The organism is Brevundimonas phoenicis, from assembly GCF_047237745.1.
In the GTDB taxonomy this organism is placed as follows: domain Bacteria; phylum Pseudomonadota; class Alphaproteobacteria; order Caulobacterales; family Caulobacteraceae; genus Brevundimonas.
The window spans coordinates 2,457,241-2,470,127 of record NZ_JBDFLN010000001.1 but is presented as its reverse complement, the minus strand read 5'-3'; the positions used below and the strand labels follow the sequence as shown (position 1 = coordinate 2,470,127).

General features: G+C 65.4%; 9 protein-coding genes. 5 read left to right on the top strand and 4 right to left on the bottom strand.

Annotation, left to right across the window (positions count from 1 at the left end; translation table 11 throughout):
- Positions 1-20: 20 nt before the first annotated feature.
- The 4 genes from ABC419_RS12385 to ABC419_RS12370 all read right to left on the bottom strand — a co-directional run bounded on the left by ABC419_RS12385 (position 21) and on the right by ABC419_RS12370 (position 6,733).
- Positions 21-1,598, bottom strand: coding sequence for an alkaline phosphatase D family protein (locus tag ABC419_RS12385; protein WP_412877290.1), 1,578 nt, complete (start codon positions 1,596-1,598; stop codon positions 21-23).
- A gap of 5 nt (positions 1,599-1,603) precedes the next feature.
- The gene (locus tag ABC419_RS12380) at positions 1,604-2,911 is read right to left on the bottom strand and encodes a metallophosphoesterase family protein (RefSeq protein ID WP_412878784.1); all 1,308 of its coding nucleotides are present in this window, start codon (positions 2,909-2,911) and stop codon (positions 1,604-1,606) included.
- 72 nt (positions 2,912-2,983) lie between these two features.
- On the bottom strand, positions 2,984-5,212 hold the full coding sequence (locus tag ABC419_RS12375; RefSeq protein WP_412877292.1) for a TonB-dependent receptor: 2,229 nt from the start codon (positions 5,210-5,212) through the stop codon (positions 2,984-2,986).
- Between the two features lie 273 nt (positions 5,213-5,485).
- On the bottom strand, positions 5,486-6,733 hold the full coding sequence (locus ABC419_RS12370; RefSeq protein ID WP_412877293.1) for a TetR/AcrR family transcriptional regulator: 1,248 nt from the start codon (positions 6,731-6,733) through the stop codon (positions 5,486-5,488).
- Positions 6,734-6,963: 230 nt separating this feature from the next.
- Between ABC419_RS12370 and ABC419_RS12365 the strand changes: the two genes are divergently transcribed.
- The 5 genes from ABC419_RS12365 (at position 6,964) to ABC419_RS12345 (ending at position 12,855) form a co-directional block, all read left to right on the top strand.
- Positions 6,964-7,557, top strand: a complete 594-nt coding sequence (locus ABC419_RS12365) for a hypothetical protein (protein ID WP_200167362.1) — start codon at positions 6,964-6,966, stop codon at positions 7,555-7,557.
- A 69-nt stretch (positions 7,558-7,626) separates the two neighbouring features.
- Complete coding sequence (locus ABC419_RS12360) at positions 7,627-8,364, top strand: fimbrial biogenesis chaperone (protein WP_459562594.1); 738 nt, start codon at positions 7,627-7,629, stop codon at positions 8,362-8,364.
- Between the two features lies 1 nt (position 8,365).
- Entirely contained in the window at positions 8,366-10,981 is a 2,616-nt protein-coding gene (locus ABC419_RS12355) for a fimbria/pilus outer membrane usher protein (RefSeq protein ID WP_412877295.1), read from the top strand.
- Between the two features lie 37 nt (positions 10,982-11,018).
- Entirely contained in the window at positions 11,019-11,879 is an 861-nt protein-coding gene (locus tag ABC419_RS12350; RefSeq protein WP_412877296.1) for a hypothetical protein, read from the top strand.
- A gap of 298 nt (positions 11,880-12,177) precedes the next feature.
- Entirely contained in the window at positions 12,178-12,855 is a 678-nt protein-coding gene (locus tag ABC419_RS12345) for a helix-turn-helix transcriptional regulator (RefSeq protein ID WP_200167369.1), read from the top strand.
- Positions 12,856-12,887 lie beyond the last annotated feature (32 nt).

Below are 12,887 nucleotides of genomic sequence, written 5' to 3'. Positions count from 1 at the left end.
CCGAGCAGGGGCGCGACGGTTCAGGCAGGCCGGGCGCCGGGGCGGCCGTTCTCGACCATCCAGGTGTTGAGCGTGGACACGGAGGCGTGGGGATCTCGCACGTCGCTGATGCTGCGATAGCGCGTGGTCATCCGCTCCGGCGTGACGTCGATGGCCATATAGCCCCGAACGCGGCTGTCGAAGAACTTCACCTGGGGATTGTTCGGCATGGCGGACATCAGGCCGTCGTAGCTGGGTCCGGTCGAGGTGATGGATGTGCCGACAAATTCGGTGGCGACCACGGCTGATGACGGGTCGGCGCTGTCCAACCTCACGTCATTGGTCCAGAAGGAGTGGTAATCGCCGCTGAGGACGACCGGGTTGGCGGGCTTCAGCGCCGCCAGGGCTTGTGTCAGGCGGTCGCGCGCGGCGGGGAAGCCGTCCCAGGTGTCTGTCCAGTAGCGGGTGTCTGGGCCGCCATCGCCAAACCGAAGCCCGGCCAGCACCAGGTTCTGGCCCAGGATGTTCCAGCGCGCCTCGGATCGCGCCAATCCGTCGTAGAGCCAGCGTTCCTGTTCAAAACCCAGGAAGGTGCGGGATGGGTCGAGCCGATCCAGGCAGGTCGTATCGGTGACGATCTGACCTTTGCCGCCGCCTGGGCCGTTGCTGCAGGGCTGGCGCGAGCGGTGCTGGCGGCCGTCCAGCATGTGGAATTCGGCCAAGCGGCCGTAACGGATGCGTCGGTGGATCGGCATCTGCAGTCGGGCGTCCAGCCGCGTGCGGCGGATCGGCATGGCTTCGTAGAAGGCCTGATAGCCGGCTGCGCGGCGACGCAGGAAGGCGTCAGGCGCGACGCCTGGCGTCTTGGACCACACGCCGGAATAGTCGTCCTGAATCTCGTGATCGTCCCACACGGCCAGGCAGGGGGCGGCGGCGTGCAGGCGCTGTAGATCGGCGTCGGTGCGATGCAGGGCGTAGCGGTTGCGATAGCCCGCCAGGGTCGTGGCCTCTTCCAGGCCGTAGGGGCGGACGACCTCGTGCGCGCGGTCGGCGCCGCGCGTGTACTCGTAGATGTAGTCGCCGAGGAAAAGGGTCAGGTCCGGCGCCTCGTCGGCCATGTGGCCGTAGGCGCTGAAATAGCCGACCTCCCAGTTCGAGCAGGAGGCGACGGCGAGGCGCAAGGTCTCGACGGCGGCGTTCGGCGCGGGCGTGGTGCAGGCGCGGCCGACAGGGCTTTGCTGGCCCAGGGCGGTGAAACGGTACCAGTAGGGGCGGCCGGGGCGCAGGCCCTGAACCTCGACATGGATGCTGTGGGCGGCGGACGGCTCGGCGATTGTACCGCCCGAGGCGACCAGGGTGCGGAAGCTTTCGTCGGCGGCGATGTCCCAGCGTACCGGAACCGCCTCGCCCATGCCGCCCATACCGTCGGGCGCGACCGGATCGACGGCCAGTCGGGTCCAGATGACAAAGCCGTCCGGGGCGGGATCGCCGCTGGCGACGCCCAGGGGGAAGGCATAGGCGCCGCCTGCCTGGGCCCGACCGAAATGCAGTACGGCGGGCGCGGCGACCAGGCCGCCCAGAAGGGCGCGGCGATCCAGGCGAGGCAGTGGATGGTTCATGGCGCTTATTCTTGAGCGACGGCGCCGAGGCCAGGTCCGAAGCGGGCGCGGAAGTCGTCCAGGCGGATGGTGAACTCGTCCTGGGCCAGGAATTCCTGATCCGTCATCTGGGGCTGCTCGTTTTGCTTGTACCAGCGGGCGTAGTTCGGTTCGTCCGAGGCGTAGCGTTTGAAGTGGGACGAATAGGTGCGGACGCGCACGGTCGGAACCTCGCCCGTCATGTCGAAGGCCATCAATCGCAGCCAGCCGTCGCCCAGGCCCGGCGCCTTGGCCGCATCCAGCCCGGCGTCGACGGCGGCGCGGTTGCGGTCCTGATAGTCGGACAGCAGTTGATAGACGGCGCCGCCCTGGCGGTTCGGATCGGTGCGGAAGGCCTGGCCGTTGTGATGCCCGCTCAGGACCATGAAGATCTGCGGATTCCGGCTGATCAGCTTGTCCCACACGCCCTGGGCGCTGTTGTCGAAGGGGTCGAGGGCGTTGATGTCCACGACCGGATGGGCGCGGCGCTGTCCCGTCTTGTCCAGGAAGTCGTGGGTGCTGATCAGGGTCGGCAGGCCGGGGTGGGCGTGGATGACGATCTCGGCCCATTTCAGACTGGCGTCGGAAGGGGCGAACTGCAGGCCGATGTGCAGGAAGCGGTAGCCGCCGGCCTCGAACACCTGGGCGCTGTCCGTGCCGCCGTCGTGCGATCCGACGTACCAGGGGCGGTCCTTGAAGAAGGGCGAGGCGGCGCCGAAGACGCGGACCCATTCGGTCAGGCCGCCGACATGGATCATGCCCAGGCGACGCAGGTCGCCTTCGGGCGCGGTCAGGTCGCGCGGCCAGGACTCTTCCCACCACTGGGCGTCGTAGTCGTGGTTGCCGGGCACGGCCGAGAAGGGCAGGGCGCCGTCCAGCAGGCGATAGGCGGCGATGGAGGCGGGAATCTCCACCTCGCGCACGCCCGACGCCCATTTCGCCGGGCCCATGCCGGAGGGCAGGGCGCGGGGACTGAAGCCGCGCGCGGCGTGGTCCGGGTCGATGTCGATGATGGGATGCTGCCACACGTCGCCCACGCCGGTGGCGAAGACGATGTCGCCGCCGCGCGAGGCGGCGTTGTCGGCGATGAAGCGGAACTGCTCCGTCATCATGTCCCGCGCGTCGAACGGAAAGCCGGCCGCCCGCTGGCGCGTGTGATCGACATAGTTCTGAGTGTCGGGGATCACGGCGATGGTGAAACGGGCGTCAGTCGCCTGTTGGGCCAGGCTGGGGGCGGCCGCCAGTAGGCCGAGGGCCAGGACGGTCGAGCGGAACAGCTTACGCATCATCGACATGGGCGCATCTCACTCTCTTCGTATGAAAAGGGAGCGAGGCTCCGGGTCTGGCCCGAAGCCTCGCAGGCGGGATCAGTAGCGATAGCTTACGCGGGCGCCCCAGGTGCGCGGGGCGTTGGGCGAGCCGGTGGACGCGGAGATGAAACGGTTGCGCGACTCTTCCGAATAGGCGTTCGTCAGATTGTTGACGAAGAGGCCGAAGGCGTAGCCGCCGTTCATCGGACGGAACGTCAGGTTGGCGTTCATCAGCCAGTAATCGCCGATGATAGAGTTGGACGAGGTGCTGAACTTCTCGCTGCGGTAGGCGTAGTTGGTTTCCGCCTCGACGCCCCAGTCGCCGATCTGGTGCTCATAGGCGATCGAACCCTTGTAGTCGAAGCGCGGGAAGGGCAGGCGCTCGCCCGCGCGGTCGCTGTAGATGATGGTGTTGTACTCGCCCGTCACCGGATCCTTGGCGGCTTCGGTAGCCGAGGCGTTGACGAAGAAGAACTCGTCATACTCCCCGTATTTGTAGCCGACCGCCTGGGTGATGGTCAGGTTGTCGAGGGGCTGCCAGCGCAGTTCCAGCTCGGCGCCCTGGATGTGAGATTTCGGCACGTTGATCATGCGGCCGACGCGCCCGGTCTGGGTGTATAGCACGCCCTGAAGTTGCTGGTCGCGGTAGTCGTAGTAGTAGATCGCCGCGTTCGCCTGGAGCCGGTTGTCGAACAGGCTGGCCTTGACGCCCGTTTCATAGGCGATCAGTTCCTCGAATTTGAACGGTTCCAACTGATCGGGCAGTCCGCTGTTGTAGGTGGTGAACCCGCCGGATTTCACCCCGCGCGAGACGTTGGCGTAGGCCAGCACGCTGTCGCTGAAGGCGTACTCGGTGCCGATCTTGCCGGTCCATTCGCCCATGCTCTGGGCTTTGGAAGCGGTGGCGTTGACGCGCGGGACCGGAGCCAGAACCTCGGTCTTGAAGTCGTTCAGTTCACGAGTCTCGTCCTCGTAGCGCAGGCCGCCGATCAGGGTCAGGCGATCCGTCAGGCGGTAGTCCACATTGGCGAAGGCGCCCGTCGTCTGGACCTTCTGGCCGTAGGTGGTGCTCATCCAGAAGGCGAGGTTCTTCGCTTCCGAGAAGTCGGAATAGAAACCGCCGTCAATGTCTTCGGTCGCGTGATAGAGACCGGCCAGCCATTGCAGGCGACCGTCGCCGTTCGAGGCCAGGCGCACTTCCTGCGAGATCGTCTCGATGTCGTTGAAGAAGTAGGTGCCGGCTTCGTTCGAGGCCGTGGCGTCCCAGTCGTTGAACTCCTTGCGGTCGAAGGCTTCATAGGCGGCGACGGCGGTCAGGGTGGCCCAGCCCAGGTCGTGGTTCAGGCGCAGGCTGACGCCCTTGCCTTCGTTATCGCGGAACGGCTTGGCGTTGGGCGAGACGCCGATCAGCTGGGCGAAGTAGGGGGAGATGCCCCAGCCGGTGATCCGGTGGGCCGTGTCGACCGGATAGACTTTGCCGCCGCCCGACGTGAAAGGGGTGGTGATCAGGCGCAGGCCCCGGCCGTCCGACTTGTCCTGGCTGTAGTGGACGTTCAGGTCGAGGTCGGTCTGGTCGCTGGGGCGCCAGTTCAGGCGCAGGCGCAGGGCCTTGGTGTCCTTGTCGCCCAGGGTTTCGCCCGTGTCGCGGTGGTATTGCCAGCCGCCGCCGGTCTCGGCCGCGACGGCCAGGCGGGCGCTCAGGGTTCCGGCGACCGGACCCGACACAAAGCCTTCGAACTTGGCGGCGTCATAGCTGCCGTAGCTGGCGTTGAAACCGGCAGCGACATAGTCGGTCGGTGCGCCGGTGACGATGCTGACTGCGCCGCCGGTGGTGTTGCGGCCGTACAGGGTGCCCTGCGGCCCGCGCAGGACTTCGATGCGGGCGATGTCGAATAGCTGGCCCTGGGTCATCACGCCGTAGGGATAGGCGACTTCGTCGATATAGACGCCGACCGTCGAAGTGTTGTTGGCGGCGTAGTCCGTCAGGCCGACGCCGCGGATACGGAACTGGGGCTGGCCGCCGCCCAGTTGGCTGTCGACTTCCATGCTGGGAACGGCGTTTTCCAGGTCATTGACCGTCTGGATGTTGCGCTTGTCCAGATCCTCGCCGGACACGACCGTCAGGGCCAGGCCGACCTTCTGCGCGGATTCCTCACGGCGCTGGGCGGTGACGATGACGTCCTGAACGGTGGTGGCCTGCGGCTCGGTCGTGACCTCGGCCGCCGCGGGCGCGGCCGCCGCCAGGAGCAGTGCGGCGCTGGAAGCGCCGAAGAGAAGACGGTTCATGTGTCGATCCATCGGGCAGCGCGGGCGATCCAGTCGCTCGGGCTGGAGAGTTGGGGAGGGCCGCGAGCAGATGTTGTTTTCAGGCCGTGGCGCGGCGACAAAGGCCGAGATGATCGACCGTCTATGATGCCGCGCGACCGGATTGAAAAAAACAACTGTTCGACAACGTCTCCGCTGTAGGGGATGGTCGTGATGCTTTGGTGACGCTTATTTGAAGTGTTGCCGTCGAGTCTGCAACAGAGAAAAAGTTCCGGATAGGAACGTTTGTTCGAATTAGTCGTGTTGCGTGACCAAGGTCGCAGCGGCGGCCCGCAGACGCGTCGCGTCCGGCGCATCGCCCGTCGCCGCCGCCATGATGGCCGCGCCCTTGATCCATAAGGCGAAACGGGTCGCCGCGCGGCGCGTCAGGTCGAACTGAGGCGGCCATAGCTCGTCGCGGTTGATGTAGTTGCCGCCGCCTTCGGGCCCGCGCAGGATCATCGCCAGCTCCTGGAAGGAGGGATCGCGGCGGGCCTGCAGGCAGACCTGGGCGATCAGCCGGGCGTATTTGACGTAGAAGCCGCGCTCGCCGCCCGGAGGCGTCTCCAGGGTAAGGGCCATCATCTCGCCCCATCGCTGCACGTCCGGGGGGCCGGCGCCCAGCGGATGGCGGTAGTCGAGGTAGCGGGGCATCTCGCGGAAGACGGCGTGCCAGATCGCGTCGATCACGAACCGCCGCATATCCGCCCAGTGGTAGGCGATGGTGGAGGTCGAAGTGCCGATCTCCGTGCTGACCGATCGGTTGGTGACGACCCCGACGCCCTTGCTCAGGATCTGGTCCGCGGCGACGTCCAGCAGGCGGCGTTTGATGGAGTCGGGTTCCAGCCCGTCCCCCGGCGCCTTGGGAATCACCATCCGATCGACATAGCTTTCGGTCGCCGAGGCCGGATCGTCGGGGCGGCTGAAGGCCCGGTCGATCAGGCCGCCCAACCCCTCGGCCGCGATCACCTCATAGTCGGAGCGACCGCCCAGGGCGCCGACGTAAAACTGCTCGATGATCAGATAGGTGGAGATCGCCTCGCCGAACGATTCCAGGCCGGGGCGACGCGACAGGAAGGCCGTCCAGGCGTTGCGCCGCATCAGATCCCAGCGTCGCAGCAGGGGAGGCAGGAAGGCGGCCGGATCGGGGCTGACCAGCAGCTCCTCCCACACCCGAGCGAAGTCGGCCGAGGGCGCGGCGCGTTCCCTCAGATAGCGGGCGGTCAGGGCCAGCAGGCTGTCGCGACTGAGCGCCAGGGCGTCGACGCCGGCGAAGAATGACTCGTGGTAGGCCTTGTCCTGCTCGAAGGCTCTGAAGGCGATCGCCTCGATCAACCCGGCCTTGGCGCCGAACAGGTTGACGATGACGGTCGTGCTCTTGCCCACGGCCTGGGCCAGGTCTCGCAGTGTCAGGCCGCGTAGGCCGACGTTTGTGACCAGGGTCATGGCGGCGGCGGCGACGCGGTCGGCTTCAAGTGAGCGTGAGGAGGCAGGCGTCGTCATCACTGACTGCATGGCCGCCTCGGGCGTTTGTGTCGAGACCTGATCGCATCGACGCCACGACGAGCACTGCGATCTAGTCAAAATTGACTAGCTCAAGATGAGTATCAACCTTGGGGATGTTCGCTCCGGGGGCGGGATTTAAATGGCGAGATTGTGGCGAGTAGCCGCAAGTCCAGGCGGCGGAGACGGCGACCTGGGTTCTCGAAAAATCAAAAATCCCGGAGGCGAAGATGCGTACTTTGATGATTACTGCGGCCGCCACCGCCGCAGCGGCTCTGTTGGCTCTGCCTGGCGTTTCCAGCGCCCAGACCAATGTGACGGTCAGCACCAGCGTGACCAACTTCTGCGGCATCGGGCTGGCCAATGTGGCTGGCGGCAATGTCGCCGTGGCCAACGGTCAACGGCAGAAAGTCACCACCCTGCGGATGTCGTGTAACGCCCCGACGGGCGCCAAGCTGACGTCCAGCGCCCAGAACGGCGACTTCAAGTCTGCCGGCGGCGTGCTGATCAACTACGATTGGGACCTGGTGGTCCAGCAAGTGCCGACCCTGGGCTTCCCGGCTCAGGACACCTGGCCCGGCAGCCCGGCCATCATCACCAACTCGGGCGGCTATAGCCAGGCTCTGGCTGACGGCATCTTCGCCGATCTGTTCCTGAACCTTTGCTACAACGTCCCCGGCGGCCCCGGCGCCGGCGGCTCGCAAGGCGATGACACCAACCCCGGTTCGTCGGGCTGCGCGGCTGCGCCGTCTGGTCCGGGCGCGGCGTCGGCTCCGGCCGGCACCTATACGGAGGTCTTCACCTTCACGCTGAACCCGGCTTGATCGAGCCAGAACGGGGAGCCTTCAGGCTCCCCGTTTTTCTTTTCGCATTACTGCAGGGGAGATGCAGTTATGAGATTCCAAGTCGTCGCAACTTCAGTGCTCTGCTTGATGATGGCCATGACGGCGCCGTCCGATACGCGCGCCATGGACGTCTCACCGATGGTGGCCAAGATCACGCCTTCAGGAAGCGGATCCAGCTATCGACTGACCGTGCGCAACACCAGCACGGCGCCGGCCACGGTCGAGATCGAAGTCTATCGCATGCAGGTCGATGAAAACGGCCACCGCAGCCTGGTCCCCGAAGACGACGACATCGGAGTCTTTCCGGTGCAGTCGGTCATCCCGCCCAATCGCGAGCAGGTGGTGCAGGTGCGCTACCTGGGCGACGGCGGCCCCGAAGGAAAGATGTACCTGGTTCGTGCGGCGCAGCTGCCGATCGACATGCAGTCGGTCACAGGCGACACCGAAGCGGGCGCAGACATAAAGCTGGCCTTCACCATCAACACCTACGTCTTCGTGGCCCCGACCAGCGCCAGGGCCGCAGTGGAGGTGACGTCGGTCTCGCGAGCGGCGAACGGCGACGTTCTTTTGACTGCGCGTAATACAGGCGACGGCTTCGCCCATCTGCGCGAGGCGCGTTTCACGCTCAAGACCGCGGATGGCCGGACGCATGAAGTTCCGGCGGCGGACATCGACGTCGGCGAGGTCAGCGTGATGGCGGGCGGCACCACGCGCAACATCCGCATCCCGGCGGCATTGGCGGCGGAAGCCGGCGGCGACGTGACCGCCTCGATCGTCCTGCTGTGAGATGCCTGGCCGCAATCGGATCTGGCGGCGCCTCGGCGCCGCGGCCTGCCTGGGCGGCAGCGTCGCGTCCGCCAGCAACGCCGAAGCCCCGTTCGCTGCGGATGAAGTCATCCGCACGGCGCCAAACTATCCAGAAGTCACCTACGGCGCCGCCGCCGTAGTCCCGGTCGAGCGAGACGCCCCTGACGTCCTGCTCGCCGCCGGCGCCGCGTCGAGTGTTCCCCCCGCGCTCGATGCGGCGGCCGGCGGACCCCAGGAGCAGGCTCCGTCGCCCCGGCCCACGCCGGTGCTGAGCCCGATCCAGGGGCCGTTGACCCTCGATGGTCGCTATGTGGGCGATCTGGCGGGGGAGGTGGACATGCAAGGAGAGGGGGTGGTCGATGCGGAGGCGCTGATGGACCTTCTGGGCCCCAGCCTCGCGCCCACCCAGCGCGAGCGGTTGAAAACGATTATCGCGTCGCAGCGGCGCGTGAACATGGCTGATCTGAGAGGCGATGGCTTTTCGTTGAGCTTTGACCCTCTGGCGCTGACGTTCGTCGCCGATCTGTCGGCCGGGGCCAGGGCGCGGCGAGACGTCAGCTTCAACCGCAACGAACTGGTCGATCCGGCGTCGTTTGATCAACCGGCCAATTTCTCGGCCGGCGCCAATATCACGGTGGCGCAGCAGTATTCGCACACCGAGGACCGGTTCGCGCCCTTGTCGGGCGGGATCGACATGTTCGTAAATTTCGGCGGTTTCGACGGCGTGACGCTAACGGCGGGAGGCGACTATGACGGCAGTTCGACGGATGAGCGTTGGCGTCGCCGCGAGATCAGGCTGACCAAGGATTTGTTTCAATCGGCCGTGCGCCTTACGGCGGGCGAATTCGCACCGCCGGTCGAGAGCTTTCAGGGATCGCGGCGGTTTCTGGGCCTGTCGGCGGCGCGGGCCTATTCGACTATCCGGCCGTTTCAGAACGTGCGGCCGGCCGGCCGGCGTCAGTTCGTGCTGGATCGCCCGGCGCTTGTGGTGGTCGAAGTCAACGGGGTGATCATCGAGCGGCTGCGCCTGGACGCCGGCCCCTATTCACTGGGCGACTTCCCGTTTGGCCAGGGCGCTAACACCGTGCGCCTGCTTGTTGAGGACAATACGGGGCAAAGAGAGATCGCCGTGTTCGATCTGTTCGGCGGCGCGGGGCTTCTGGATCCCGGCGTTCTGGACTTCGGCGTGTCGGCCGGGGTGCTGGAAGAGGGCGGGTCTCTGGAATACGGTTCGTCCCTGGCCGCCTCGGGCTTTGTCCGCAAAGGGATTAGCGACGTGCTGACCCTGGGCGCCAACGCCCAATTGGCGGAAGGGCGCGGGCAAGTGGGCGGTCTGGCCGTGTGGGGCAGCCGCGTCGGCCTGATTCAGGCCAGCGCCGCCGTCAGTCACAACGGCGATACGGGGGAGCAGGGCTACATCGCCTCCGTCGATTATCTGCGCGAGACCACCTTCGGACGTGAGATCGACCTGCGGCTCGTGGCGTCGGTGCAGGCCACTAGCCGATACTTCCAGAACGCCTTTGAAAGTTCAGCCTTCAATCGGGAGCAGTGGCGCGCGGCGGGGCAGGCCTTGCTGAGGTTTCGCGCCTATACCCTGGGGTTCGGCGCGGCCTTCGTGAAGGGGCGAGGCGAACGGGATCGGACCGACTTCAACATGAACGTGGGCCGGTCATTCCGTCGCTTCGGCGTCAATATGACCGTGCAGCGCACAACTGCGCTGGATGGCCGTGACGATACGCGTTTCGGGATCAACCTGACCACTCGTTTCGGCGGACGTTGGAGCGGGGTGGCGCGGTACGACACCCAGAACGACCTGCGCGAAGTAGGTATCTCGCGCTCCTCGACCGGGCGGTTGAACGACTTGAGCGGCGACCTGCGTTTCTCTGAGGATCGGACGCAGCAGACCATCGCGGGCGACCTGCGCTATATCAACAACCGTTTCGACGCTGAGCTCATCTCAAACCGGCTGGTGTCAAGTCAGCCGGGCGGGACGACGCGACAGGAATCGTTGTGGCGGGCCTCGACCATGGTCGGTTACGCAAACGGAGCCTTCGGCATCGGGCGTTCTGCGCGCGAAGGTTTCGTCATCGCCACCGGCCATCCGACGCTGAAGGGCGCGCGAGTCAGTCTGACCGATTCCAGCGGCTATCCGGTCGCCAACAGCGGTTGGTTCGGGCCAGCGCTGGCGGGCGTCGATCGCGGCTACGGCGTGCGGCGCTATGAGTTGGAGGTCGACCCCTTGCCCGAGGGGTATGACCTGGGCAGCGGCGTGATTTCCGCCTTCCCCGGCTTCGGCAACGGCTATCGCTTCGTGGTCGGCAGCGACGCCTCGCATACCGCGCGCGGCTATCTGATCTCGCCCGAAGGGCCGGTCGCCTTGATCGGGGGCATGATCGTGGCCGCCGGAAGCGAAGACGAGGCGCAGGGCAAGCCCTTCTTCACCAATCGAAACGGCCGCTTCATCGCCGACGGCCTGTCCCCCGGTCGCTATCGGTTGGTGATCAAGGGGCGGACGGTCGGGGAATTCGTCATCCCGGATAGTGCTGAAGGAGTAAGCGATGTGGGTGAAATCAAAACCCCCGGACCGGTGTCATAGGGCGCGGTTGCGGGTGATGGGCGGAGTGGCGGGCGTTGTGACCCTCGTCGCCCTGGCTTCGGGCGCGTCGGCCCAGGCGTGCGATCTGGCTGTGCTGGACGGACCCCAGACGGTGCGGATCGAGTATAATCCTTTCGCAATCGGGCCCTCGTCCGGTGCGCTGGATGTCAGCATGGAGAACCGTGGCGACGCTGCCTGCGACGTGCGGATGTCGTTCACGGACGACGTCGGCATGGAAGTGACCAGCGTTGTTCTGGGCAATGTCGCGGTGCAGTTCCGCCCGCGAGAGGCGTCGGGCGTGCAGATGGCGGATGTACAGGCCGCCGTGTTCCAGTACCAACTCGCGGCAGGCGCCAAGGGACAGGCCCAGATCGACGCCGCCGTGGTGCAGGGAGCGGTCGCTGACGCGGGCGAATATGGCGTGAACTTGCGGCTGGTGCTGAAGACGCCGGGCGGGGAGTCGATCGGCGTGCCGATTCCTGTGCGCCTGATCCTTCAGGCGACGCCGCGGGCGCAACTCAACCTTGCGGGCGCCGCCGGCGCCTTCGGCAGCGGCTCCAGCGTTGAGGTGGTCGATTTCGGCGAAGCGGTCGCCGGGGCGACGCGGCGAATATTCCTCCAGGTTCGGGCCAACACCTTGGCGACGGTGTCGATCACGTCTCAGCACGGCGGCGTTATGCGTCGGGTGGAGGAAGTCCCCAACGCCACGACCTTGCCTTACGCTGTGGAACTGGACGGAGACGAGGTGGACCTGTCTAGCTTGTGGACAAAACAGGTCGATCCGCCGCGCACCCTGGCTGGAGTCTCCATTCCGATGACCTTCACCTTGGGCCAGGTCGGAGGTGCGATGGAGGGGCGATATGCGGATATGTTGACGATAGATATCTCGCCCAAGTGAACTGACCCTTTTTGGGAATATAAATGATCATATAAATTATCATGCCAAATAGGTGTGATCTGAAACAGTAACGAGTATTTTTATGTTAGTGATTTGGTCGATTGAAGTTATTTCAATTTGAATATTTTGACTGTTGGGTAAGTCAAATTCTTTAGCTAAGGTTATTAAAACACGCATTTCTGAATTTACCGCTTGAAATTCGGCGTTGTGTGGCCAAAATGAGGCTGATGAGAACGCGCCGATCAGCTTGGCTAAAAGCTGATGAGCCTTAAGGCCAGGCGTGCGGGAGGTGAGGGCGATGGTCGGAGAACGGAGCCTGGCGGCGTTTTCGCAAGGCAAGGCCCAGCCTGTGGATCAGCTGTTGATAAAGCCGATCGCCTCTGCCGCCTTCGCCGATACGCGGTCCTTTCTCCGCGCCGCGTCCCGGGGACGCCATTCGGAGACAGACGCCTGGTTTGAAGCGGACGATACGGCGCGGTTCATTCTGGACACGTCGGGACGAGTGTTGCGGACCAACGCCAAGGCACGGGCTTTGGCCGACTGCGGCATGGTGGGATCACGCGGCGTCTTCATCTGCGCGGCTCATCGCAGCCGGGCCGAATTGGATGCTCTGCTACGCGGTCTTGCCGACGGCAGCCGGGAAAGCGGGCGTATTCTGTTCCGAGCAGGTGATGACGAGTGGTGCATCCTGGATCTTATGACGACGCCGGAAGCGCCGAACCGCGTGTTCGCCACGGCGCGGCCGGTCAAGCCGCTGGATGTGGCGAGGATTACAGCCCTGGGCGCCGTCTTCGGTCTGACCCGGGCCGAGACGGCGGTGCTGCTGCATCTGACGGCAGGCGCGACGCCCAAGGACATCGGCCGCAAGCTGGAGATGTCGATCCATACAGTGCGGGCGCATTTACGCTCGATCTGCATGCGTATGGGCGTCAAGGGCATCAACGGCGCCCTGAGACTCAGTTTTCAGATGAGCTGATCTGGTGGGTCGAAAGGCGCGCCTGTTTGCAG

What these genes read in the sequence shown, in the direction of transcription:
- ABC419_RS12360 (WP_459562594.1), top strand. Translation starts at nt 7,627, where the DNA reads ATGAGATTCCAAGTCGTCGCAACTTCAGTGCTCTGCTTGATGATGGCC.
- ABC419_RS12375 (WP_412877292.1), bottom strand. Translation starts at nt 5,212, where the DNA reads ATGAACCGTCTTCTCTTCGGCGCTTCCAGCGCCGCACTGCTCCTGGCG.
- ABC419_RS12365 (WP_200167362.1), top strand. Translation starts at nt 6,964, where the DNA reads ATGCGTACTTTGATGATTACTGCGGCCGCCACCGCCGCAGCGGCTCTG.
- ABC419_RS12380 (WP_412878784.1), bottom strand. Translation starts at nt 2,911, where the DNA reads ATGTCGATGATGCGTAAGCTGTTCCGCTCGACCGTCCTGGCCCTCGGC.
- ABC419_RS12355 (WP_412877295.1), top strand. Translation starts at nt 8,366, where the DNA reads ATGCCTGGCCGCAATCGGATCTGGCGGCGCCTCGGCGCCGCGGCCTGC.
- ABC419_RS12345 (WP_200167369.1), top strand. Translation starts at nt 12,178, where the DNA reads ATGGTCGGAGAACGGAGCCTGGCGGCGTTTTCGCAAGGCAAGGCCCAG.
- ABC419_RS12370 (WP_412877293.1), bottom strand. Translation starts at nt 6,733, where the DNA reads ATGACGACGCCTGCCTCCTCACGCTCACTTGAAGCCGACCGCGTCGCC.
- ABC419_RS12385 (WP_412877290.1), bottom strand. Translation starts at nt 1,598, where the DNA reads ATGAACCATCCACTGCCTCGCCTGGATCGCCGCGCCCTTCTGGGCGGC.